General features: G+C 34.7%; 18 protein-coding genes. 6 read left to right on the top strand and 12 right to left on the bottom strand.

Annotated features, from left to right (window positions below; translation table 11 throughout):
• Nucleotides 1-108: 108 nt before the first annotated feature.
• Both Q5N69_RS00620 and Q5N69_RS00615 read left to right on the top strand, forming a co-directional pair.
• A complete protein-coding gene (locus Q5N69_RS00620) occupies nt 109-1,167 on the top strand; it encodes a helix-turn-helix domain-containing protein (protein WP_304366641.1) in 1,059 nt (352 codons plus the stop codon).
• Nucleotides 1,168-1,307: 140 nt separating this feature from the next.
• Complete coding sequence (locus Q5N69_RS00615) at nt 1,308-1,898, top strand: zf-TFIIB domain-containing protein (protein ID WP_304366639.1); 591 nt, start codon at nt 1,308-1,310, stop codon at nt 1,896-1,898.
• 102 nt (nt 1,899-2,000) lie between these two features.
• Here Q5N69_RS00615 and Q5N69_RS00610 read toward each other — a convergent pair whose 3' ends face one another.
• Both Q5N69_RS00610 and Q5N69_RS00605 read right to left on the bottom strand, forming a co-directional pair.
• A complete protein-coding gene (locus Q5N69_RS00610; RefSeq protein ID WP_304366638.1) occupies nt 2,001-2,606 on the bottom strand; it encodes a peroxiredoxin in 606 nt (201 codons plus the stop codon).
• Between the two features lie 108 nt (nt 2,607-2,714).
• A complete protein-coding gene (locus Q5N69_RS00605; RefSeq protein WP_304366635.1) occupies nt 2,715-3,050 on the bottom strand; it encodes a Grx4 family monothiol glutaredoxin in 336 nt (111 codons plus the stop codon).
• Between the two features lie 399 nt (nt 3,051-3,449).
• Between Q5N69_RS00605 and sodB the strand changes: the two genes are divergently transcribed.
• Nucleotides 3,450-4,031, top strand: coding sequence for a superoxide dismutase [Fe] (gene sodB, locus Q5N69_RS00600; protein WP_304366634.1), 582 nt, complete (start codon nt 3,450-3,452; stop codon nt 4,029-4,031).
• Nucleotides 4,032-4,136: 105 nt separating this feature from the next.
• Here the strand turns inward: sodB and Q5N69_RS00595 are convergent, their stop codons facing one another.
• The gene (locus Q5N69_RS00595) at nt 4,137-5,063 is read right to left on the bottom strand and encodes a LysR family transcriptional regulator (protein WP_304366632.1); all 927 of its coding nucleotides are present in this window, start codon (nt 5,061-5,063) and stop codon (nt 4,137-4,139) included.
• 189 nt (nt 5,064-5,252) lie between these two features.
• On the opposite strand from Q5N69_RS00595, the gene Q5N69_RS00590 reads away from it, so the two are divergent.
• Nucleotides 5,253-6,185: a sodium-dependent bicarbonate transport family permease gene (locus Q5N69_RS00590; protein WP_304366630.1), complete on the top strand. Its 933-nt coding sequence runs from the start codon at nt 5,253-5,255 to the stop codon at nt 6,183-6,185.
• 92 nt (nt 6,186-6,277) lie between these two features.
• Entirely contained in the window at nt 6,278-8,845 is a 2,568-nt protein-coding gene (gene ppc / locus Q5N69_RS00585; protein WP_304366628.1) for a phosphoenolpyruvate carboxylase, read from the top strand.
• Between the two features lie 160 nt (nt 8,846-9,005).
• Here ppc and Q5N69_RS00580 read toward each other — a convergent pair whose 3' ends face one another.
• The 9 genes from Q5N69_RS00580 to Q5N69_RS00540 form a co-directional block, all read right to left on the bottom strand.
• Nucleotides 9,006-10,304 (bottom strand): DUF2254 domain-containing protein, encoded by a 1,299-nt coding sequence (locus Q5N69_RS00580; RefSeq protein ID WP_304366626.1) that lies wholly within the window; start codon nt 10,302-10,304, stop codon nt 9,006-9,008.
• A gap of 220 nt (nt 10,305-10,524) precedes the next feature.
• Nucleotides 10,525-11,073, bottom strand: coding sequence for a type II secretion system protein (locus Q5N69_RS00575; RefSeq protein WP_304366625.1), 549 nt, complete (start codon nt 11,071-11,073; stop codon nt 10,525-10,527).
• A gap of 210 nt (nt 11,074-11,283) precedes the next feature.
• Nucleotides 11,284-12,831 (bottom strand): carbon-nitrogen hydrolase family protein, encoded by a 1,548-nt coding sequence (locus tag Q5N69_RS00570; RefSeq protein WP_304366624.1) that lies wholly within the window; start codon nt 12,829-12,831, stop codon nt 11,284-11,286.
• Between the two features lie 431 nt (nt 12,832-13,262).
• Entirely contained in the window at nt 13,263-17,156 is a 3,894-nt protein-coding gene (locus tag Q5N69_RS00565; protein WP_304366622.1) for a response regulator, read from the bottom strand.
• 172 nt (nt 17,157-17,328) lie between these two features.
• Complete coding sequence (locus tag Q5N69_RS00560; protein WP_304366620.1) at nt 17,329-18,693, bottom strand: TrkH family potassium uptake protein; 1,365 nt, start codon at nt 18,691-18,693, stop codon at nt 17,329-17,331.
• 6 nt (nt 18,694-18,699) lie between these two features.
• Nucleotides 18,700-19,353 carry a TrkA family potassium uptake protein gene (locus Q5N69_RS00555; RefSeq protein ID WP_304366618.1) on the bottom strand — a complete coding sequence of 218 codons (654 nt, stop codon included), beginning with the start codon at nt 19,351-19,353 and terminating at the stop codon, nt 18,700-18,702.
• Nucleotides 19,354-19,415: 62 nt separating this feature from the next.
• Nucleotides 19,416-20,123, bottom strand: coding sequence for a response regulator transcription factor (locus Q5N69_RS00550; RefSeq protein ID WP_304366616.1), 708 nt, complete (start codon nt 20,121-20,123; stop codon nt 19,416-19,418).
• Nucleotides 20,110-21,147, bottom strand: a complete 1,038-nt coding sequence (locus Q5N69_RS00545; protein WP_304366615.1) for an ATP-binding protein — start codon at nt 21,145-21,147, stop codon at nt 20,110-20,112. Before Q5N69_RS00545 ends, Q5N69_RS00550 begins: the two co-directional genes overlap by 14 nt.
• Nucleotides 21,148-21,353: 206 nt before the next feature.
• Nucleotides 21,354-23,447 carry a bifunctional diguanylate cyclase/phosphodiesterase gene (locus Q5N69_RS00540; protein WP_304366613.1) on the bottom strand — a complete coding sequence of 698 codons (2,094 nt, stop codon included), beginning with the start codon at nt 23,445-23,447 and terminating at the stop codon, nt 21,354-21,356.
• Nucleotides 23,448-23,730: 283 nt separating this feature from the next.
• Here Q5N69_RS00540 and Q5N69_RS00535 point away from each other — a divergent pair, with 283 nt between their 5' ends.
• Nucleotides 23,731-25,563 (top strand): aminotransferase class III-fold pyridoxal phosphate-dependent enzyme, encoded by a 1,833-nt coding sequence (locus Q5N69_RS00535; RefSeq protein WP_304366612.1) that lies wholly within the window; start codon nt 23,731-23,733, stop codon nt 25,561-25,563.

Here is a 25,563-nt window from a genome sequence, read left to right as displayed (position 1 = left end):
ATCATTCCAACCAAATAACGCTATTGCGCAATCAAGAACAAGTATTTAAAAACAATAAGATATAGGTTTTATGCATTAATTTAATGCACAAATGATATAGGAGGATGTATGAGTATTTTAAAACAGCACCATATTAGTTCCTCTTCTACACTAAAAAGGTGCAAATCGTTTACCTTCGATGTAAACCAACAAGCAGAAAGCCTAGTTCAATGGGAGCAACGCTATAATCAACACAGTAGCGGTACGTTCAATGGGTATTTAGATGAATTAAAGTTAGATGGTATTCATTTCTTTGAAGAATTTACAAACCGCACTTTATTACAACAATGCTCTATCAATGAAGATAATTTATGGCTAGGTTTTTCATTGCAACAGCAACGACCCAAAATAAATAATCAAGAGATCCTTGCAGGCCAAATAATGACACGCCCTTCAGGCGTTGAATTTGAACTACTCACCCCTTCAGATTTTTCTATTTATGGCTTAGTGATCAATAAAGAAAGTTTGAGTAAAGAAATGGTGGGACCAGATATTGAGCTATGGCAAAATCAAAGTACCAATATGCAAGTATCAGCGCCTAACCATTACGTAACTTATGAATTAGCAAAGATAATAAACCTAGTACTTAATACGAATAATTCGACAATAGGTAATAGTGAGATTTTAGATCAAAATAACCTTTCTCGACTAACTAAACTAAGCCCGTTGATCACTTCTAAAGTTGCCGATTTATTATCAAGAACAGAATACGATTATACCGATCCTAAGGTTACACATTTAACGACTAATCTAACTATCCAAAAAGTGGTAGCTGACATCACCAATTATGTAAAAGAAACCAGTAGTTACCCTCTCACTATTTCTGAGTTATGCAAAATTACCGGTGTAGGCAGACGTACTTTACAATATTGTTTTGAGCACGGATTTGGTATCTCTCCCATTCAATATATTAGAGATTGTCGGCTTAACGAGATCAGACGTATTTTATTAAATAGCGAAGACAAGGATATTATTATTGCTGATCTTGCATTAGATTTTGGCTTTTATCATATAGCCACATTCAACTCACAATATAAACATCTGTTTGGTGAAACACCATCGCAAACAATTAAGCGTTCAAGTGGTTATCATATTGTGCCAATGATTAAGGACATTACAAAAGGGTAATATAATAGCTACCCACTGTAAGTATGAATCAACAATGCCTGTTTCAATAAAAATCTTATATCCGTTAAATAATAAAGTTAATTAGTGTATGTTATACAAAACCTTATAAAGTACTTTAACCACAATAAATAAGGATATTTATGGCTAGTTCTCAATGCTCATCTTGTAATCATATCGTTAAAACAACCATTCGCCATTGCCCTATGTGTAATGGAAGCATGAAATCGGTCCAACAATCTAAAATAAAATCATGTCCTCGCTGCACAACAAAATTAGACGAATACATTTACCGAAATCATGAACTTGATAGGTGCAATACCTGTGAAGGCATATGGCTTCAACCTGACGAATTTGCGGTGCTCACCTCAGAGTTTGATGTTTACCGAGATGACAACAGCAACCCGCTATACATGCGCCCAAGTTTACCCGCATCAGAAAAATACCTGCCATGTGCAAATTGTAAAAAAATGATGTCGCGTCGTAATTTCAAGTCTATATCAGGTGTGCTTATAGATTCTTGTATTAATTGTGGTATTTGGTTAGATAAAGGTGAACTAGAGTTTATTAGAAACTTTGTAGCCAGTGGTGGTTTAGATAAATCACAAGACAATAAACTAGTGAAACACGAACTACAAATTGAAGCATTAGATGATCGAATTTCAGATGTTGAATTGATGCAAAAAATGTTGAATAAATATAGTTTTAAAAGAATATTCTTTCGCGGATTTTAGTTGGTTCACTGAGTATATACCCATTTAATAAACATAAAAAAAGCCACTTAATTAAGTGGCTTTCCATTTTACGAGCTAAATTATAACTTGTTTAAAACAATATTATAACTTGTCAGCGTTATCAGATAAGTATGCAGCAACACCGTCTGGAGAAGCAGTCATACCTTTATCACCTTTGTTCCAGCCTGCAGGACAAACTTCACCGTGTTCTTGGTGGAATTGTAATGCATCAACCATACGGATCATTTCATCAACGTTACGACCTAATGGTAAATCGTTAACTACTTGATGACGTACGTTACCTTCTTCATCAATTAAGAAAGAACCACGGAAAGCAACACCAGCTTCTGGATGCTCAACATCGTATGCTTGACAGATTGTATGCTTTGTATCAGCAACCAAAGTGTATTTAACTGGACCAATACCACCTTCGTTTACTGGAGTGTTTCTCCAAGCATTGTGAGAAAATTGTGAATCGATAGAAACACCAATTACTTCAACGCCACGGCTTGTGAATTCATCCATACGGTGATCAAAAGCTAATAATTCTGAAGGACAAACAAATGTAAAATCTAAAGGGTAGAAAAATACAACGGCTTTTTTACCTTTAATCGCTTCTGATAAAGTAAAGCTATCTACAATTTCACCAGTACCTAGTACTGCTGCTGCTGTGAAGTCTGGTGCTGAACGACCAACTAATACACTCATTTTATTTTCCTTTTTATAAATTTAAAAAACCATAAAGGTTAAATTATTTAGTTAACACTACCCATTATTGTGATGAATGTTAACTTTTCAAGATTATTTTTAAAAAAACTAAGCTTCTTCTGAATTATTTTTTGCTGCAGACTCTTTAATTAAAGTCTGTAATTCACCTTGTTGAAACATTTCAATAATAATGTCACAACCACCAACAAGCTCACCATCAACCCATAATTGTGGGAATGTAGGCCAATCAGCATACTTTGGTAATTCAGCTCTAATTTCTGGATCTTGTAAAATATCTACGTATGCAAACTTTTCTTCACATGAAATAAGTGCTTGAGACGCTTGAGACGAAAAGCCACAGCTAGGAAGCTTAGGTGAACCTTTCATGTAAAGTAGTACTGAGTTTTCAGCTATTTGTTGCTTAATACGTTCGATCGTATCCATGGTAACCTCTATATTTAATGAACTTGACTGTATGATATATACCCAAACCACCTTAAACATCTGTTAGCACTTGTTTAAGCTAACTGTAAGTAACCTAAGCATTTAATCTTAGCGTTGTTAAATGTTGAAGTGGTTTGGGTATAGTCTCGACTATATAATGGTGGCAAAATACATTTATACAATGCCATTATTTGTAACAAACCTTTTTACAAATATAATTGTTAACTATTAAAACTTACTAACCTTGATAAAATCAATGTTAATCCCAATATATTGGGTTAAACTAAGTAAGGTTTATTAATACCCGAGTAGTTTACTAGGTTTAACATAAAAACAAACTAATTCTTTAATATATCGTATAAGAATATATATTTTTAATTACATTTTCTGGAGAGAAGAATGGCTATTGAATTACCAGCATTACCATATGCTATGGATGCGTTGGCACCACACATTTCACAAGAAACATTAGAGTTCCATTACGGTAAGCATCACAACACATACGTTGTTAAGCTTAACGGTTTAATTAAAGGTACTGAATTTGAATCTAAATCTCTTGAAGATATCGTTAAAACATCTTCAGCTGGTATTTTTAACAATGCAGCACAAATCTGGAACCACACTTTTTACTGGAACAGCTTAAGCCCTAACGGCGGCGGCGAACCTACTGGCGCTTTAGCTGATGCTATCAACGCTACTTTTGGTTCTTTTGCTGAATTTCAAGCAAAATTCACAGACAGCGCAATTAACAACTTTGGTTCAAGCTGGACATGGTTAGTTAAAAACGCTGATGGTTCTTTAGCAATCGTTAACACGTCTAATGCTGCTACACCATTAACTGATGAAGGTGTTACACCACTAATTACTGTAGATTTATGGGAACATGCTTACTACATTGATTACCGTAACTTACGTCCTAGCTACATGGAAGCATTCTATGCTTTAGCTAACTGGGAATTTGCTTCAGCTAACTTTGCTTAATCAAACCTTTAGCTTAATTGCTATTACTTGTTAACTAAGTACTGAACACCTTATCAAGAAGCCTTCGATTTAATTGAAGGCTTTTTTTATACAATTTTTTTAGCATTAAGCTTTGGTTTTCGCTATTTTTTGTAGCGTAGATAAACCTTCATTTTGTAAATATTCATGAAACAATTCAGCTAACGCCGTTTGATTTCTATTTTTAGTACGCACCAAATACCACTGGCTTTTCAAAGGAAAGTGCTCAACGTCTAATATCGCTAAACTTGAATCTTGCATATAATCTAAAGTGTGGCTACTCAATATCGCTAAGCCCAAGTCAGCTGCGACAGAATGTTTAATAGCAGCATTACTTTCAATAGTCATTTTCGCTTTCAGCTTAATCTTATGTAACTTACAAAAGTCATCAATACAACGACGTGTTCCAGAACCTATTTCTCTTAATAAAAAAGGATAGTGAGCCAAACGATTTAAACTAATAGGCATTTTCTTAGTTAATTCATGATTAGCAGGTGCAACAACGACTAAAGGATTATCTAAAAACGGTTCTGCTATTAAATTATCAGATTCGGGACATTGACTGAAAACATAAAAATCATCTTTGTTTTGATTAAAGCGTTTAATAATTTCCTGTCGATTTCCTACATTCAATTCAACATCGATTAGTGGATAACGTTTACAAAATTGGCCAAGTAAAATAGGTAAAAAATATTTTGCCGTTGAAACAACCGACAACTTTAATACCCCTGACTTAATGCCCTTCAGATCATCTAACTCTATATGTAACTTATCAAGCGAGAAAAACATTTCACGCGCGCTCTTAACAGTAGCTTCTCCTGCTTCTGTTAATTCAACACTTCGTCCATTTACATTATAAAGCTGCATACCCAACACATCAGTTAGGTTTTTTAATTGAATAGATACAGAGGGTTGAGAAATATGCAAAGTTTCAGCAACTCGCGAAATATTCTTATGTTCAGACAAAGCTAAAAATATTTGTAACTGACGTAATGTGGGGGTTCTGTTGGCCATAAAAAGCTAAAACCTTTTCACGTAACAAATAATCTTAAATAACAGGATCATTCAAATAATTAATAATTGTAAGTATAACAAACAAGGTATAGATAAATAACTATACTTTATATTAAAAATATATATTTTTAATTATTTGTAGAGCTAAGTAAGATTAACCCACATATTAACTACCAAAATTTATACGTAATGACTCAATTTCTTCCCGACATTCTTGCTTTCTTTTTTCTGATGGCCTTTATCGCTCAACGACTTTCAGTTGATTTAAGATTGCCTGATGCAGCTTATCAACTTATAACCTATATTTTATTAATTACTATAGGTTTAAAAGGTGGGCAAGCGATAAGTGCAAACGCTAGCTTTGCATTAGTAGGTCAAAGTACTTTAATCATTGTTATGGGGTTGTTTATTACCTTAGTTGCACTCATGTTTATTAAAGTAGGTTCAAAGTTAGATAAAACAGACTCAATAACCTTAGCTGCTCATTATGGTTCAGTGAGTGTTGGTACCTTTGCTGTCGCGGTAAGTTTTTTAGATATACAAGGTATTTACCATGAACTTACTCTTAATTTATTTGTAGCGTTACTGGAATTGCCAGCCATAATTTTAGGGCTATATTTATTAAGTGATAAAAAGAATAAATTAAGTGTAAAAACTATATTAGCGCATAAAAGCTTAGCTTTAATTCTTATAGGTATGGTGATTGGTGCTTTATATGGTGATAGTGCTAAACCAATGACACATGATTTAAAACCAATGTTTAGCGTAATGTTAGCCCTTTACTTAGTACACATGGGTGCATTGGCAGGTAGTAAAGTGTCAGATATTGGTCCAAATAAAGTATTTATCATAAGTTTTGCACTAGTTATGCCTTTGGTAGGGGCAAGTATTGGATTATTTACCGCATGGTTAATAGGATTAAGCCATGGTGGAACAGCACTGTTAGCTGTATTAGGTGCAAGTGCTTCCTATATAGCAGTTCCTGCAGTATTTGAACAAACACATCCTAAAGCCAATGTAGCGCAAGCTTTATTTGCTTCATTAGCCATAAGTTTCAGCTTTAATGTTATCTGGGGAATTGAATGGTATACCACAGCAGCTAAATACATTACTCAGCTTTAATATTAAATTTAACAATAAGTTAAAAATAGAAAACAATTAGAACGTAAAAATTAAATCACAGTTTATAAATATTCATCATTTAGAGAGGCTACATGTTAGAGAATATTCAACAAAACGTACGAGAACTAGGTACTTTACTTGGCCAAACTATTGCCAATGATAAAGGCGAACAATGGCTTGAAAATATAGAAAAAGTAAGACTACAAGGCCGTGAAATAGCCTTAGGTGATGCATCTATAGTTAAACAACTTCAAGAATCTATCGCTAATTGTTCAGAAGACGAACTATTGATTTATGCACGTGCATTTAGCCAGTTTCTAAACCTAGAAAATGTTGCCGAGCAACAATATACCACTAGCCCACAAGGTTTAGCAGAGCTAGAACTTGCGCATCCACTAGAAGATTTAAAAGAGAAATTAGCCGTAGCAAATACTTCTCCAGAAAACTTTGAGAAAGCATTACAAAAATTACACATAGAATTAGTGTTAACGGCACATCCTACTGAAGTAAATCGTCGAACACTTATTCATAAATTTAATCAAATTGCTCAAGCACTTGAAGAAGATAACAAAGCTTCTTCAACACGTATTGCTGAATTAGTAGAACAAGCTTGGTACACAGACGAAATTCGTCAGCAACGCCCTACTCCATTAGACGAATCTCGTTGGGGTTTAAATGCAATTGCTAACAGTTTTTGGTTTGCAGTACCGAAATTTTTAAAAGAATTAAATGAATTAAGCCAAGAGTTAACAGGCAAAGACTTACCGATTGATTACAACCCAATCACAATGGCAAGTTGGATGGCTGGCGATAGAGATGGAAACCCATTTGTTACAGCAAAATTAAGCGAACAAGCACTATTAAATGCTAGATTAATGGCGGCTCAGCTTTATTTGGATGACTTTGAACGCTTATCGTTAGAACTTTCAATGCGTAAAGCTTCAGCTGAATTACTCGATGAAGATGTTGATAACATTGGACCATATCGCAAAAAATTACTACCTGTTATTGAACTACTAAAACACAGCGTAGAGCAATTAAAAGATGGTAAAACTGAAGGTGCGTTAAGCAGCTCTGAACAGTTAAGAGCCCCACTAATTGCTTGTCGTGATAGTTTACTTGCTGTTGGGTTAAAGTATGCAGGTAACTCTTTAGTTTTAGATATGATCCGTAAAGTAAATTGTTTTGGAATTTCATTAGTTAAATTAGATATTCGTCAACACAGTGAACGTCATGAAAGTGCAGTTCAAGAGATCACCCAAACATTAAATATTGGTGACTTTGCTGCTTGGGACGAAAAAGAGCGTCAACAGTTTTTAGTTGAAGAATTACAAAACCCTAGACCATTATTACCAAATAAATCATGGTCTAAAGACACGCAAGAAGTATTAGATACTTACGCGATGATAGCAAAACAGCCATCGGAGCTTTTCGGTATTTATATTATTTCAATGGCAAGTAAAGTCAGCGATATATTAACAGTAAACTTGTTAATGAAAGCTGCAGGAATTAGCTGGAAAATGCCAATTGCGCCTTTATTTGAAACCTTAGATGACTTAAATAATGCGCCAGCAGTAATGGCTGAATTATTTACATTAGATACTTATAAAGAATATTGTGATCAACAACATCACGTAATGATTGGTTACAGTGATTCATCTAAAGATGCTGGTGTATTAGCAGCAACTTGGGGTCAATATCAGTGTCAAGAAAAGTTAGTTGAAGTATTTGCTGAAAACGACATTGTACTTAAGTTATTCCACGGTCGTGGCGGCACAATTGGACGTGGCGGCGGACCTGCACATGCAGCGATAGCATCACAACCTCCAGGCTCATTAGATGGTGGATTACGAGTCACTGAACAAGGCGAAACCATTCGTCATAAGTTTGGCTTACCTAATTTAGCTACGCGCAGCTTACATTTATATGCATCTGCGATATTGGAGTGTTTAGTTACGCCTCCACCAGCACCTAAAGCAGAGTGGCGTGAACTCATGGACGAAATGACAACCAAAAGTTGTGATACTTATAGATCTTACGTTCAGGCTAACGAAAACTTTGTTAAATACTTCAGGCAGGCAACACCTGAGCAAGAATTAGCATCGCTACCTTTAGGCTCTCGTCCAAGTAAACGTAAATCAGATGGTGGTATTGAATCACTTCGAGCTATTCCATGGATATTCGCATGGAGCCAAAACAGATTGGTAGTTCCAAGCTGGTTAGGTTTGGGAACAGCTATTGAAGCCGCTTACAAAGATAACAGTAAAATAATGCACGACATGTTAACAACTTGGCCTTATTTCAAATCAAGAATGTCTTTAACAGAAATGGTCTATACTAAATCTGATAGTAAAGTTTCTGAGCTTTATGATGAAGCTTTAGTTGAAGATGAATTGAAATACATGGGCGAAGACTTAAGAGCGCAGTTAGAAACAGATAAAAAGACTTTATTAAACTTATTAGGTCAAGACAGTTTCTTGAAAAACGACCAATGGAATTATAGTTCGTTTGATTTACGTCGAGGTTATTTAGCGCCACTGCACTTGATACAAATTGAAGTATTAAAGCGCCTTCGTGCACAACCAGAGCACCCTGATAACGAACAGATATTAATGGTGACTATGGCTGGTATAGCAACAGGTATGAGAAATACAGGTTAATTACTAGTATAAAAAATTGAACTAGCTTAGTTCTATTTGAAACGCTCTTAAAAAAAGGATTTTTGAGAGCGTTATTTTTTTATCTATATTCAAGAATTAAAAGAAAAGAAAAGAAAAGAAATACATTACTCAACTATAATCATTCCCCTCATTTAATATTTTAATCAGCTGAGTTGAATTTAGCTGCCTTTTCTACAGCTAAAAAATCCTCTTCAATATCCATAGCCAACTTTGATCTTTTCAGTGCTAAACGGCTGTAGTACTCAGCAGACTCTTTCATTTGAGTAGAATGACTTTCATGCCCGTTAGAATCTTTTAATGAAGCTAATGAACCCAATGCTTTTTGTAAACGAATAGAGACTTCAACTAAGCCAGCCCCATCTCTTGCAATAGGAGTAAAGGCATCGTCAAACATGTCTTCTATTAAAATCTCAGGAACTTCCACATTTTTATAACAGTTATCTTTTACTTTATTGGAGTCTACAGGCTCATTCCATTGAGAGAATAATCTTAGTAATGTCCCAATCACATCTATTGCGGTACCTGGGTCATTAACGGCAGGAGATAAAGCTCTACTAGCAATTTCAGACAAAACAATCAAACCAAAGCGAGGATCATTATCAAAAATACGATCACCACCAATTTGAAATGACTCTATAACACAATCAACATTATCCTCTTCGGCTTCTCCTTCTTCAGAGTACAAATAAGCTATAGGTTTATCAGGTGCGGTAAATGTTCCGGGTAATGCCGCTACTACAACGCGTAATTCAGCATTAGCAGCCCAAGTATTTATTGCTTCAATATTAATATGTTGAACATAACCAATGGTTCGAGCATAAATAGCTTTCCCCTTTTTTCCTGACTTAACCGACACACCGCATAATGTTGGTGCCATTTTTCGAATACTAAAAGCTTTGGCGGAAGCGCTCTCTACTTTATCAATTGTGGAAGTAATTCTCCCTAAACGAGCAATTCGATCTACCCAGCGCACAAACATAAAAAGTACGGCAGCAAATACAATAACAGTTAGAACAAAAAGAATAAAAATACCCGCATTCTGAAAATAGTTATTTTTAACTGCAGTAAGAGCCACAATACTAAAAATAAAGGCTCCTACAAAAGTAGATAGTGCATTCTGTGAAGCGTCGTCAGATATGACTAAGGCAAAAGAACGAGGTGTTGCTGTGCGACTTGCTGAAGCATAAGCCGATACCATAGAGGCAACTGAGAGTGTCGCAATCACCAACATACTAGAAGCCATAATAGAAAGTAATGTTTCAATGGCCTCTGAGGTTATACTAGGAACAATATCGATTAGTTTCGTATCATCAGCGAATTTTGCAAAAAATACAGCCACTATTGAAAGTAAACATACAGCTAGAGGCTTTACCCAAAGTCGCTCACGAAATCTGCTTAGAAGAAATTTAACGCGATCTTCATAAATATTACCCAGCATTAGTTATCCTTTATATTTTAATGCCTAGAAAAGTGTCTACACCTTACTACAAAATGAAGTATAGGCTTCGAATAAAGTTTAATTAAATCAGACAAATCAATGAGATATTTATTGATGAAGAAATAAAATATTGAGGAAAAGAATGAAAAACACTTAAGTAGCCAGCTTTCACCAACTACCTGATATCATTAAAATATCCAACAACAGGCATTATCAATAACTAGCATCCAGTATTAATAACTTCAACTACAGCTGATTCACCAGCGCTTGTTGCTCCTGTATAAGTAACATAACAATTGGAAGCTAATATATTAACTGTATTTACATATTGTCCATTCGTTTTACCTAAAGAAGCAGTCGTGATAAAAAAAACATTATTGGAACCATTTCCAGACCAAGTCCAATCATCTTCTGAAATATCTAACGCATTTATGATACCTTCAGATCTATGTGCGTTAGGGTAACCATATTTAGTCGAAATATCGGTTGTACCGTCACCATCTAAATCAACTTCACCCGTAGCTTCATTATGTAGCCCTTGTATAATTGATTTGGTATAAACCAATTGCCCACTAGATCTCATAGTGCCAGCTAGGCTATTTAGTACAGATTCGTTAGCATCTCCTGTTAAATCTATAAATTTGGGAGCAGCTGTAGCAGCCAAAATTCCTAATATAACAATAACAACAACTAATTCTATTAGGGTAAATCCATTACCTTTTGATATGTGCCCTATATTTTTGGTTTTATTCATAGTTTTAGTTTTCATAGGTAATACGCCTTCAATTCACCTAAGTTTAAATAAGTTTAAATAAGTTTAAATAAGTTTAAATAAGTTTAATCATATAATGTCTAAATGACTGTAACAAGCTATCTATTAAAAGATCAGTTAACCAAGTATATATTCGTCTAACTGATCTACAGATACTCGATCTTTAAAATAAAGTCACATTAAGATGCAAACTAGCCTCCCTTCAGACTAGTCTCCTATCCAACCTATTTTATAAAGATCACGTCGTCGATCTAAATAGTTTCTTACTGAACCTTCATTTTGTAGTTTGTTTAGTTTATCTAAATCCAAATCAACAATAATGGTCATTTCGGTATTAGGAGTTGTTTCAGCCATAATTGCATCGTGTGGAAACGAAAAATCCGATGGAGAGAAAACCGCTGATTGAGCATATTGTATGTCAGCACCATCTACTTTTGGTAAGTTACCCACACTACCCGCAATAGCAACGTAACATTCATTTTCTATTGCGCGTGCTTGTGCACAACACCTCACTCTTAAGTAACCATTTTTTGTATCTGTCCAAAAAGGTACAAATAAAATCTGCACACCTTGCTCTGACAATAAGCGTCCTAGTTCAGGGAACTCAATATCATAACAAATCAAAATTCCTATTCTGCCAAAGTCAGTATCAAATACTTTTAGCTCGTTACCACCTTGCATAATCCAGGCACGTTTTTCGTGTGGTGTAACATGGATCTTATATTGCGAGTCAATTGTACCGTCACGACGACATAAATAAGAAACATTAAAAAGTTCATCATTTTCGATCACAGGCATAGAGCCAGCAATTACGTTTATGTTATATGATACTGCTAATTTTGAGATAACTTCGACAATTTCAACACTGTATTCGGCCAATGCCTTAATCGCCGCAATAGAGGTTTGATGGTTCTCAATCCCCATAAGTGGCGCATTAAAGAATTCTGGAAATAACGCTAAATCACATTGATAATCAGATAAGGCATCAATAAAAAACTCAACCTGTTGTGACAGCTCTTCAACAGAAGAAAATGGACGCATTTGCCATTGCACACAACCTACACGAGCTGTGGTTTTAGCAGCACCAATTAACGGAGCTTTGTCAGGATCGTAATAAAGGTTTGTCCATTCAAGCAAAGTTGCATAACCATGAGACTCTTCATCTTCTGGCAAGTAATTTTTTAATACACGCTTAACTTCAAATTCGTTAGATAATTGAAAGGTAAGAATCGGATCATATAACTCTTTTCGTTTAACTTTTTCAATATAAGCTTGCGGTGTTAAGTTAGCGGCATGATCTTTGTATCTTGGTATCCTGCCGCCTGCAACTATTGATTTTAAGTTCAGGTTTTGGCAGATTTCTTTACGTGCTTCATAGAGTCGTCGTCCTAAACGCATAGCTCTATAATCTGGTGATACAAAAACATCAACGCCATACAACACATCGCCTAATGGATCATGTGTTGTTAAATAAGCGTCTCCAGTAATTTCATCATAAGTATGTTGATCACCAAACTTATCGTAATCCACAATAACACTAAAGGCTGCAGCAACGACAACACCATGGTCTTCAATACAAATTTGTCCATCCGGAAAAACTTTAAGTTGAGCTCTAAATTTATTTTTCGGCCAAGCGCCACCTAAACCAGGATAAACAGCATCCATTAGGTCTTTTACATAATCATAATCTTCAAGAGTTAAATGTCTTAAAGTTAGTTTATGTTCGGTGTCTTCCGTTAACATATCGTCTGTCATATTTTTCTCATTATTTTAAAGGCTGAATTCAAGATCCAGTACTACCCATATTTACTCTACAATGACCTGTACTAACCTGTGTTTTTTCTCCAATAAAACAAATAAAAACTCATGCCGTATCAACAGCTCATTTCGGATGATAGATATAGGGTAGCTTTAGCTAAAACGCAAGATTTATATTATGAAAATAGTGTAAAAAACGAATAAAATATAAAGCATCAATTTTTTAGATAAATTAAAAATTAATGAAGTAAACAAAGACTGCAATTTAAAGTCTAAACACAAAGGGATTTTCAATAAAAATAGCCCAAGACTTTAAAGGGAAATAAAGCCTCAGGCTAGTAAACGAATGTTGAAGTGAAAAGCATAATTATTCATAAGGAGCTTTATATGAGCTTGTATTAAATATATCAATTCTCAAAAGAGAAAATTTAATGCACTTTGCTCATGAAAATTTGTAAAGTATTGCTAATCTTATCTTTATTAATAGGTTTAACTAAATAGTCATTCATACCCGCATCTAAACATTTTTGTTCATCGCCTAACATGGCATTAGCGGTCATCGCGACAATAGGAATATCTTGATAACAAGCACCAGCACTTCCTTCACGGATCAATTTAGTCGTTTGATAACCATCCATTTCTGGCATTTGGCAATCCATAAAAATAAAATTAAAAGGCTTATCATTATGTGATTTTAGCTTAGCGATAGCATCGAGCCCATTAACAGCTATCACAACATCTTTAATACCTATTTTCTTCAATACGCCAAGTGCCACCATTTGATTAACTCGATTGTCTTCAACAAGTAATAAATGAACATCACCTTTCCAACTAAAATCGATATCATTCGCGCTTGTTATTCCATCATTCTCAGGACTTAATTCTGTGTCAGGTAAGTTTAATGTGACATTTAGTGATCGATGTAAATCATCTACTGTGACAGGCTTAGGAAAGTGACCACTGATCCCTATTTTCTCTAAATCAGCTAAATCATTTTGACTTGCCATCTGTGTCATAAATATTATTTTTAAATCACTTAATTGGGGATGTTGTCGAACCTTATTGGCAAAAGAAATTCCATCTTCATCGGTCAAATGACGATTCATAATAACTAAATCAAATTGCGGATTTTTAACTTGAGATACTAATAATGACAAGGCTTCATGTCCGTTAGAGATAAACTTAGCCTCAATGTTCCAACAAATCAGTTGTCGAATAATAGTTTCACCACACAATTTATTCTCATCAATAATAAGTACACGCTGATCTTGTAATTCTTTTTCAGGTAATGATGAAAGTGATTCATTCGATTTTTCTAATAGTAAATCACAAATAAAAACACTGCCTTTGCCCTCAGTACTCTCTACTCGTATACTCCCTTGCATACATGCACAAAGTTTTTTTACAATAGCCAGACCTAATCCTGTTCCACCATATTCTCGAGTTGTTGAAGCATCTACTTGGCTAAATGCTTCAAATAAGGCCGTTTGTTTATCTTTTGGAATACCAATACCTGTATCACTAACTTCAACAACAATTCGCCAATGACTATTAGAATAATACTGTTGCTTGAGTCGAATAACCACTTCACCTTGTTTGGTAAATTTAATCGCGTTTGCTACTAGGTTTGTTAATATTTGACGAATGCGGTTTGAATCTCCAACAACTAACGACTCCTCCATGTCAACAGTATCAAGTATTAATTCTAAGTTTTTACTTTGTGCTTGTTGTGCAGAAGCTTCAGCTAAATCACCAGCCATTTTTATTAGATTGAAGCTGATATTTTCTAGCTCCAACTTGTTCGCATCTATTTTTGAAAAATCGAGAACATCGTTAATAAGCGATAACAAAGATTTAGCACTTTGCTGAGCAATACCAATACGGTGTTTTTGCTCTTGGTTTAACTTTGACTCTTTAACGAGATCAAGCATGCCAATAACACCATTCATTGGCGTTCTTATTTCATGACTCATACTAGCAAAAAATTCGTTTTTGGCGGTCACAGCTAAATCAGCTTGAACCTTAGCTTTAGTTAACGCTATTTCGTTTTCTTCACGTTCTGTAACGTCATAGTTTACCCCAATAACAGAAACAGGGATGTCTGCATGATCATAGGTAACCGTGGCAGATGCTTTAATATATTTTATTTTCCCATCAGGCCAAACAATCCTATATTGAGTATCAAATTTGGTATTATTTTCAATTGCGTATGCAAGCTGTGATACAGCCTTTTCTTTATCTTCAGGATGTAAACTATCTTCCCATAAATCATAAGGGCTAATAGAGGAGTTCTGGGATATACCATAAAGTTTATACATCCAATCATCCCATTTAACATCATTATCAATTAGATTATATGCCCAAACACCAAATCCAGCTGAATCAGCAGCCAAGCTCATACGTTGGCTATGCTCTGCTATTTTTTGCTGAGTAAGTACTTTATCAGTGATATCTTGAAACGAACCAAATAAGCGTATGCAACGCCCATTCTCTAAATCAGCTTTACCTCGGGCTGATACCCAAACTTTATTTCCTTTAGCCGTTACAAGTTCTAACTCACGTTCAAAAGCAGCGCCTTCTTCAATAGCTTTAGCCACCAATAATTCGATGGTATTCCTGCTATATCCCTCTTTATAAAAGTTAATTGCTGTTGATAAATCAGGCTCATAATCATAAGGCACTTCATGTATATCTTTTGTAACATCAGACCAATGAATGTTTTCATTAATCATGTCTATTTCCCAAACACCAATTCGTGCCTGTTTACCTATTTCCTCCATCAATGACTGTTGAGCTAATAATTCGTTTTCATGATTAGCTCGTGTTAACTCTGAACCTATCCAATGAGAAAATAATTGTATTAAATCTAATTCGCGATTAGTAAATGCTCTGGATGAAGGCTCTGGTCCTGAAAAATTTAAAGTACCAAAACGCTTACCATCAACAAGTAATGGCACACCAATATAACTTTCTAAACCAAAATTCTGATAACACGGATGTGATTTAATAGAGCTATAACCCGCATGATGAAAAGCAATGGCATGGTCAGCTAAATAGGTATGGAAACAATAGGTATTACCTAATTCAAATACAGTACCAGGTAAAATCTCATCATTCGGTGTATGGCAATATAAAACTTGATAATTTTCTTCGTGTATTTCACTAATGATGGCTAAGGGTAAATTAAATATTTGTTTACCCAATTCTAGAATACCTTGTATTTTCTCCGGCAAAGTTTTATCTAGACTTGAAGTGATCGAATGTAATTTATTTAGAACTAATTCAGTATGTTTTATACCAGAAATATCATTTTGAATAACAATAAAAGACTCTATCCTATTGTTATCATTTTTCAGAGGGACAATTGTGGTACTTAACCATAATTCACGCCCACCTTTGAGTTTATTGATTGATTCACCATGCCAATACTCATGTTCAGCACACTCTTTAAAAATATTTTTTAGATAACCAGCGTCATAAGTATCGCTGCAAATACTCATGACATTAAGACCAATGACTTCTTCTTCGCTGTAACAATAAAACTCACAAAAACGTTCGTTAACTTCAGTAATATCTCCGTTTATTTCAATTCGATAAACAATCGCGTGTTTATCGATAGCGAAGTTTAATTCAGCACTGCGCTGTTTAGCGAGAAACAGTGAAAGATAAATTTTCTTAATGCGTTTCTGTAATGGTACAAAAACAAAAAAACTACAAACGATAAGTAACAACATAGCCACTGACCACAAAATGGTTTTAAGCATTTCATAATAGGCAATGCGATTATTAACATGTTGCTCTATCTTTGTAACAACATCATCAAGTTGACTCAATAAATGCTCAACAGCACTCGCTTCAAATTGAGTGGATATGATGTTTTCAGAAATATTCTTATTAGTGGTTTTACTCAGGGCTTTAGCATTTTCAACATAATGTTCAATTTGATTATTAAGGTTTATTGGCTCAGAGGTATAAATTAATGCAACCTCTTCGGGAATAGTATCTGACTCATCAAGCGCTAAGCTTGTTAACACCTGTTGATTTTTATAAAAGTCATTAGCCGTTGCGGCTAAATTTTCATTAATGTTAGTGTCGACGATATCTAAGGTTAAATGATGATGATGAAGATAAGAGAAATACGCTACTTTCTGTGACAACATTCTTTGACTACCAGCCAAATTAATAAGCCGAGCATCTTCTTTTTGCTGATTAAAAAGGAGTATTAAACTAAAGAATGAAATAACAATTAATACGGCAATAAGAGTGATTGCTAAAACATTTCTTCTTCTGATATTAATTTGTAAGGTGGTTATATCTGCCATGATTTATTATCAGCATCCCTAATAACCGTCCAAAAGCCTGTTGTGTTTAACAAGTCTTATTTCTGGTGGAATTTTATAAACTTATTTTTAGTATAGTCATAAAATAAAAGTTCATGCTGAATATACTAAATATTTATCGACTAATAATATCAAAACAGAATAAATAAAATAGCTACCCAATGGTAAGTGCTGTGATTGGGTATCTAAGACGGCGGGTTCTTGGGCTTGCTAGAAAATATGCTAAGGTTAACGGGCCTAACCTCCCAATAAACATCAGTAATATAATAATCGCTTCACCAGCACCAGACAAAGATGTTGTTAATCCTCTAGAAAGACCCACAGTGCCCAAAGCCGAAACAGCTTCAAACACAATATCTAGAAAAAGAGCATCTTCACTTAATAATAAAAAGAAAATAGATATCCAAGTAACACCAACCGAAATCATAGTTAATGCTAAAGCTTTTGAAATCGTTTGCTTATCAATTTCTCTATTAAACAAGGTAATAGCTTTATCTCTTCTTAAATAACTATATGTTGCTAGAATTAATACAATAAAAGTAACTACCTTTATTCCACTTGCCGTACTTAACGAACCTCCACCAATAAACATAAGCAATAAGATGAGTGCAGTAGTGGCATCTTCAAGTTTATCTGTGGCTAAAGTGTTAAAGCCAGCTGTTCTTGGAGTAACAGCTTGAAACCACGAAGCTAACCATTTACCTGATTCTGTTAAAGGCCCTAAAGTATTGGGATTATTATATTCAATTGCATAAACTGCTAGTAATGCAATGGCATTGATAACAATTGTTCCAATGATCATTGTTTTACTATAAGGTGATAAACCTTGCCAAGATCTTGATTTAACCGCATCTTTCCAAATAGTAAAACCTAAGCCGCCAGCAATAAAAAGGCTTGTGATGGTTAAATTGATAATAGGATCGTCAACATACGGCATTAAACTATCAGGCGACAATGCAAATCCAGCATTATTAAAAGCACTAATGGTGTAGAAAAAGCCATGAAATAAACTTGTTTCCCACCCTAATTCATTACTCCAATATACCGAAAGTATTAAAAAACCAATCAACTCAACAATAAATGAAAAATAGATGACTGATTTAGCAACACTAAACAAGGTTGAAGTATCAGTATGATTAAAAGCTTCTTTAGCTACTACGCGCTGTAAAAAACCAATTTTTCCACCTAAAGCTATCAAAGTGACAACGGCAAAGGTCATTAAACCTATTCCACCACATTGAATAAGAATAGCGATAATGGTTTGTCCGAAAAGAGTAAACCTTGCTCCTGTATCAACTACAGCTAAACCGGTAACAGTAACAGCTGATGTAGCAGTAAATAAACTTTGCTCCCAAGAAATAGAGCTTGTAGTTGCCATTGGTAAGAGCAGGAGTAAAGAACCAATTAAGATCAAAATAGCAAAACTCCCTGCCAAAATAAAAGGAGGTGCAGCATTAATTCGTTTATTTGCGATCTTTTTTCGAACAATTAATTGGTAAGAAGGTTTCCATAAAATCATTTGGCTTTACAACAATCTAGGTGATATTTTTTTAAGTGCCGCGCGTTTACCGCACAAAAGTAAAGTGTCATTACTTTGAAGTAAAAATTTACTATTTAAATGGGTAATATTCTCTTTGTTACGTTTCACCATTAAAGGCTCTGTCGAACTTGGAGTACCTCCTAATAAACTGGAGATAGCATGATTGTGTAAATGCTCTTTAATGTGAATTTCTACTACATAATAACCATCCCCTAAAGTAATATAATCATTCACAGTAGGATAATTAAGGGCTTGAGCGACTCTAATCCCCATTTCTTCTTCTGGGTGTATGATACGTGAAACACCTAATTTTGAAATGATTGTGTGATGAGCTTTTGTATTTGCCTTTACCCAAATATTTTCAACACCAATATTTTTTAAACACAGCGTACACAAAATGCTTGATTGCATATCTTCGCCTATAGCAACTAACACGGTATCACTACTTTTTAAATCGAGTTCGCGTAAAGCATTTTCATCTGTACAATCACAAATAACCACCTGATTTAAGTATTCAACATACATTTCAGCAACCTTAGGATCACTATCGATCCCAGTTACCGTATGACCTAAATGTATTAACTCTAAACAAGCTGAAAGACCAAAACTACCTAATCCGATAATAGTAAAATGCGCCATAATTTTTATTCCAGTAATATTTTAGAGTGAACAAGACAATACTCACACAAGATAAACGATAATTAGTCATCAGTATGATTCTTAAGAGGGCTTGCAATAAACCGATAACCAACACCTGGCTCAGTATTTATGTAAAGTGGATCATCAGCATTATCATTAAGCTTTTTTCTTAATTGGGTTACAAGGACGCGCAAATAATGAGTATCTTGCTCATGACTAGGACCCCAAATATCAGCTAATAAACGTTTTTGGTTAACTAAAGCATCAGGCGTACTAGCCAACCTAACTAATAATTGATGCTCTTTTTTAGTTAAATGAACCTGATGTTCATGAATAAACACACAAGGTTCGCTAGTTCGAATAGTTAAATCACTAAAATATAATTCTTCCGCTATTGGCTCATATTTAATATCGCGCAGTAAAACTTTAATACGCGCAATCAACTCTTTAATACTAAATGGCTTACTTAAATAATCGTTCGCTCCAGCACCCAATAACCTAACTTTTTCACTATCTTGATCACGAGCAGTTAAAACTAAAACAGGAATATGACTGACTTCTCTTACTTTCTTTAGTACTTCACGACCATCTATATCTGGTAAACCTAAATCTAAAACAATAAGATTTGGTTTTTCTGAAGCAAACTGCTGTAAACCTAGCTTAGCGTTATTTGCACCTATAAATTCGAAACCTTCTGCTGACAAAGAAATAGAAATAAAATCCCTAATTTTAGATTCATCATCAATAACCAAAATTTTAGGCCGTTGCATGTTCATCTCCTAACGGTAGCTTAATGTGAATAGTACAACCTGTGTCGCTCGCTTTAGCGGTTATAGTTCCGTTGTGTGCTTCAACAATACCTTTAGCTACAGTTAAACCAATACCTGCCCCCCCCTCTCCTGTATCACCAATTCGAGTTGAATAAAAAAGATCAAAAATTATAGGCAGTTTATCTTTAGCAATCCCGGGCCCATTATCTGAAATAACGATCGACATAAATTGGCTATCACAATTTACGGTAAGCATTACTTGAGAGTGTTTAGGTGAATATTTCAAACCATTATCTACAATATTGTAAATAGCCTGCTCCAAAAGTGACTCTTGTATTAATACTTGAGGTAAATCGTCAGCTTTAGTCGTAATTAAACGAGAACTTATAAAACGCGCTTCCACTTTTTTAATAACTGGCCAAATAGATTGAGCAACAAAGTAGCAATTAAATGTGTTGTTTTTAATGCGGGTTAATTGAAGAATATTTTCGACATAGTTGTGTAAACGATGGCTTTCATCAATCGCACTATTAATAAGTAAATCTTTTTCCTTATTATTTATTTTTTCTTTATATTCTTTAAATGTACTTAATGAACCTATGATATTAGCTAACGGTGTTCTTAAGTCGTGGGATACAGATAACAAAATATTTGAACGTATTTCTGCTTGCTCAAGAGCCTCACTTTTTTTCCGATATCTTATGGAAAATTCACTGGTTAACATTGCTACAACAATAAAGATTATCGTATTAATAATATCTTCAGCATTGGTCATATGAAGTGAATAAAGTGGATGAGTAAAAAAATAGTTAAATACTAAAGCACACACAACGCCTGCCAATGTAGTGGCTATTCGATTAGATGAAATAGACACAACCACAACAGCTAGTTGCAAAATAATTAATATGCCTGTTTTTGGCAAAATGATAAGAGAAAGTAAATAGGCTAATATTGAAAACAAAAACACTGTAAATACAGAAAAAACGTAACTATAGCGTTTTTTATTTAATACATTACTTAACATGTTAATAGCCACTTACTGAAAGTTCATTCGGTTTTGATATAAATATAATTGTAACGATAATTTTGAACACTAGGCGTAAAATTTGCGCTAAATTTTTGGAGGGTGACTTTATTAGTGAATATAAGAAGTTAATCGAATACAGAAAATTAAATGGATGATGGGTTATGATTGAATAAGTATTGATGTATCAAGATTCACTCATGAGCTTATTGACAAGTTTTCTTATTATAGTTAGCCGTAAACTTTAAAAATTCTTTGCTCGGTATAGGTTTACTAAAGTAAAAACCTTGCGTGCAATCACAGCCTAGTTTATTCAATAATATCAATTGATTTTGTAGTTCAACACCTTCTGCCACCACAGTTAAATTTAAACTATGAGCCATAGCAATAGTTGCTTTAACAAGATCACAGTCAGATTTATTTATGGTGATACCATCGATAAAGCTTCGGTCTATTTTTAATATATCAAATGAGTATTGTCGTAAATAACTTAGTGATGAATAACCTGTACCAAAGTCATCCATCGACAGTTTAATACCCAACTCATGTATTTTAGATAAGACTTCGTCAATATAAGACTTACCTATCATTAATACTCCTTCGGTGATCTCAAACTCAAAATGTTGAGGTTTAATATTGGCCTCAATAAGTGATTGCTGAACGAAACTGAATAAGCTTTTATCTCTGAACTGACGCGGTGACAAATTAACAGCTATGGTATAGTTTTCCTGCTCAGTCATTTGCCACTCTTTTAAAAATGATAACGCCTGCTTAATAACATACTGACCGATAGGAATAATTAATCCTGTGTGTTCAGCAAGGGGAATAAATTCATCAGGGGTTATATTACCTAAAACGGGGTTATGCCAACGAATTAATGCTTCAGCACTTACTATGCATCCAGTTTTAACATCAAATTTAGGTTGATAATATACTTCAAATTCATCACGTTCCAATGCGCAACGCATTTGCTCTTCAATTTCAAAACGCCGGATCATAGTCACATTCATTTCTTGAGTAAAAAACGAATAAGCATTACGCCCTAAAGCTTTAGCTTGATACATTGCAGTGTCAGCATTACGTAGCAAGTTGGAAGCATTTTCACCATTTTCAGGATATATGGCAATCCCTATACTTAAGGTGATCATAAGTTCTCTTCCATCAATATTAAAAGGCTTTCTAAATACCTCCAGCAGATGCTCTACAAAATCGAGTGCGTTATTCTCATCAGTTAAACCGCGTAATAAAACAATAAACTCATCACCGCCAAGTCGACCAACGGTATCTTCCTTACGTATACTTTGACTCAATCGATTAGCAGATTCTATCAGAAGCTTGTCGCCTATTTCATGACCAAGAGAGTCATTAACTTTTTTAAAATCGTCTAAATCTAAAAAGAGTATGGCTGTTTTTTCATGATTTCTTTGAGCTTCATTAATCATTTGAGATAAACGATCTAAAGCTAAAAAGCGATTAGGTAATAAGGTTAAAGTATCGAAATAAGCATGATGACGGATTATTTCATCAGTTTTATGCTGCTCTGTAATATCTCTAACAATAACAACAATCTGATTATACTGGGGTAAGTGGCTAACTCTTGCTTCATAAAAAAGTAAACCATGAGGCAACTTAAGCTCATATTCAAAGCTAGAAACACCTTGTTCTTTTAATGCTTTCTCAATATAAACTTTAAGTCTATTTCCAATTCCATCGGGTAAAATATCCACCATAGACTTACCAATAAATTCTTCAGGAGTGACATAGAGTTCCTTTTGATTACTGGCATGAAAGTCGATAATAGTGCCATCTTCTTCCATAAGAAAAAACAGATCTGGTGTTGATTCAAGTACAGCTTTAAGCATATGTTCTTTAAATGCTGCATGCGCCTGTGCTTGCCTAACATCAGTTAAATTAACATCAATGCAGTACATCTGCTTAGTATTATGTTCATTAACAAACATCACATGGCTTGAAAATACACCAACTTCATCACCACTTTTATGGCGTAAGGTAATTTCAGACGCTGGAATTTCAATACCTTTATGGATCCAGTCGTGATGTGCTGATATGACAACGTTTCTGAGGGAGGGGGGAATAATAAGTTCTTCTATTCTCTTACCTAAAGCTTCAACTTTGGTATAACCGTACAGTAATTCGCTGCCGGCATTCCAATAAATTACGCGACGTTCTTCATCGTAGCCTTGTACAGAAACAGCATCAACCACATCAAATAATTGATGCACTGAGTCATTTATTAATGTGTGATGCCTAAATATATTGCTAATAATATTTGCTTCCATGTTGAATAAATGAAAACGCTTATCGCCTTTTTCTTAATATTAGACACTAATTTTTATTTTGCACCGTTTACCAATAAAATTGCATACAATAGTCTACTTAGACCATATTCCCTTCGCACAAAGACAAAATAAACCTGAAACTACCTTAATCGCAATTCTAATTATTTAGCACACTCGTGTCTTTTTTCTAAAACAATACTGTTACACAAACGACATATATCTGAAATAAATCCTTCAAATATGCTTGTTAATCTCGTGACTAAAGGAATAGTTGAGATTAACAATGAAAGAGAATTTTTTACTATATATTTTATGTGTTATTACCGTGATTTATTTATTGAATCGCATTCGAATACGTTTGCAATTATCAAAAGCAAAGCACCCTTCGTTGCGTGGTCACAGTAAATGGTCGCGCCGAATAACAAGTAAAATCCCTTACTTTTATTATAATGAAGCTCATTACTTTACCTGTGATGGTGCGCCTCAAAACATAGGACAACAACGCAAAGAAGCGTTACATAATTTAGCAACCAAGCTTAATAACAGCTGTGCTAAAACCATAGATTATTCTCATCAGCTTGAAAAAAGCATTTCAGATATACAGTTTACAAGTAATTACCGTATCCCCTTTCCCTTTCAGAAATTACTACCTAAGGCATTTAAGCTGGGTTCTATTGTTGATGAAACCTTAGGTACCAAAATAAAAGACTTAGACGGTAACTGGCGCTTCGACTTATCAGGATCTTATGGTGTTAATGTTTTTGGTTACGACTTTTATAAAGATTGTATGGATAAAGGTTTTGAACAAGTTAAAGACTTAGGCCCGGTATTAGGCGCTTATCATCCCATTATCGCTGAGAATGTAGAGTTAATTAAAAGTGTCTCAGGTTTAGATGAAGTGTCTTTTCACATGTCTGGCACAGAAGCGGTTATGCAAGCAGTTCGACTGGCCAGATATCATACTAAAAAATCACATTTAGTTAGGTTTTGTGGTGCTTACCATGGCTGGTGGGACGGTGTTCAGCCAGGTGTTGGTAATCGTCGCAAAGTAAATGATGTTTATACCTTAGCCGATTTAAGTGATAACGCACTTCACATATTAGCAACAAGAAACGATATTGCTTGCGTATTAATAAATCCTCTACAAGCGTTTCACCCTAATTCAGATTCAGGCTCAGATTCAACCTTAGTCGCTAGTGACAGAGCCACAAATTTCGATAAAGCTAACTACACAATTTGGCTTAAAAAAATTCAAGAAATATGTAATCGACGCAACATTGTATTGATTTTTGATGAAGTATTTACAGGCTTTAGATTGGGCTATAGAGGCGCACAAGGTTACTTCGACGTGCAAGCTGATTTAGTCACTTACGGTAAAACACTAGGTGGAGGATTACCTGTTGGAGCATTAGCTGGACAAGCTCATTTAATGAAACGCTTTAGAAAAGATGCGCCGGCTGATGTCTCATTTGCTCGTGGAACATTTAACTCCCACCCTTATGTAATGGGTGCAATGAATGAATTTTTAAATCGTATTCAAACACCTGAAATTCAAAATATTTATCAAAATATCGAAGGTGTTTGGAATAAGCGTGTAGAAAAATTCAACAACAAGTTACAAGCTAATAATCTGCCCATAAAAATAACCAACATGCATACCATATTATCAGTTTTATACACCAAACCCAGTCGATATAACTGGATGCTGCAATTCTATTTAAAAGCAGCAGGATTAGAGTTGAGTTGGTTAGGTTCAGGGCGAATGATCATGAGCTTCAACTTTACCGAAGATGAATTTGAAGAAGTCTGCAATCGCTTTATTGAAGCAGCATTAGCGATGAAAAATGATGGCTGGTGGTGGCAAACGCATGTGACTTCTGAGCAATTAACTAACAAAAAGATCAAGCGTCAGTTTTTATTCGACATGTTTGCAAGTATGTTCCCAGTACTTTCTCAAATAGTACCGGCACCTATTAAGTCAATAGCATTAAAACCGACGAGTAAAACAAAATCCAGCGAAGGTTCACCACATAAAACAGCTGATATTAAGCCAATAAAAGAGCAAGTAGACAACACAGCTGAAATCAAAAATACCACAATTAAAAAGGTATCCTAA

The organism is Pseudocolwellia sp. AS88 (genome assembly GCF_030551755.1).
GTDB lineage: Bacteria > Pseudomonadota > Gammaproteobacteria > Enterobacterales > Alteromonadaceae > Pseudocolwellia.
This window is presented reverse-complemented; position numbering and strand designations above follow the sequence as displayed.

Bases quoted from the DNA above. Each gene is read 5' to 3' on its own strand.
- Q5N69_RS00620 (WP_304366641.1), top strand. From the start codon at position 109: ATGAGTATTTTAAAACAGCACCATATTAGTTCCTCTTCTACACTAAAA.
- Q5N69_RS00615 (WP_304366639.1), top strand. From the start codon at position 1,308: ATGGCTAGTTCTCAATGCTCATCTTGTAATCATATCGTTAAAACAACC.
- Q5N69_RS00610 (WP_304366638.1), bottom strand. From the start codon at position 2,606: ATGAGTGTATTAGTTGGTCGTTCAGCACCAGACTTCACAGCAGCAGCA.
- Q5N69_RS00605 (WP_304366635.1), bottom strand. From the start codon at position 3,050: ATGGATACGATCGAACGTATTAAGCAACAAATAGCTGAAAACTCAGTA.
- sodB (WP_304366634.1), top strand. From the start codon at position 3,450: ATGGCTATTGAATTACCAGCATTACCATATGCTATGGATGCGTTGGCA.
- Q5N69_RS00595 (WP_304366632.1), bottom strand. From the start codon at position 5,063: ATGGCCAACAGAACCCCCACATTACGTCAGTTACAAATATTTTTAGCT.
- Q5N69_RS00590 (WP_304366630.1), top strand. From the start codon at position 5,253: ATGACTCAATTTCTTCCCGACATTCTTGCTTTCTTTTTTCTGATGGCC.
- ppc (WP_304366628.1), top strand. From the start codon at position 6,278: ATGTTAGAGAATATTCAACAAAACGTACGAGAACTAGGTACTTTACTT.
- Q5N69_RS00580 (WP_304366626.1), bottom strand. From the start codon at position 10,304: ATGCTGGGTAATATTTATGAAGATCGCGTTAAATTTCTTCTAAGCAGA.
- Q5N69_RS00575 (WP_304366625.1), bottom strand. From the start codon at position 11,073: ATGAAAACTAAAACTATGAATAAAACCAAAAATATAGGGCACATATCA.
- Q5N69_RS00570 (WP_304366624.1), bottom strand. From the start codon at position 12,831: ATGACAGACGATATGTTAACGGAAGACACCGAACATAAACTAACTTTA.
- Q5N69_RS00565 (WP_304366622.1), bottom strand. From the start codon at position 17,156: ATGGCAGATATAACCACCTTACAAATTAATATCAGAAGAAGAAATGTT.
- Q5N69_RS00560 (WP_304366620.1), bottom strand. From the start codon at position 18,693: ATGATTTTATGGAAACCTTCTTACCAATTAATTGTTCGAAAAAAGATC.
- Q5N69_RS00555 (WP_304366618.1), bottom strand. From the start codon at position 19,353: ATGGCGCATTTTACTATTATCGGATTAGGTAGTTTTGGTCTTTCAGCT.
- Q5N69_RS00550 (WP_304366616.1), bottom strand. From the start codon at position 20,123: ATGCAACGGCCTAAAATTTTGGTTATTGATGATGAATCTAAAATTAGG.
- Q5N69_RS00545 (WP_304366615.1), bottom strand. From the start codon at position 21,147: ATGTTAAGTAATGTATTAAATAAAAAACGCTATAGTTACGTTTTTTCT.
- Q5N69_RS00540 (WP_304366613.1), bottom strand. From the start codon at position 23,447: ATGGAAGCAAATATTATTAGCAATATATTTAGGCATCACACATTAATA.
- Q5N69_RS00535 (WP_304366612.1), top strand. From the start codon at position 23,731: ATGAAAGAGAATTTTTTACTATATATTTTATGTGTTATTACCGTGATT.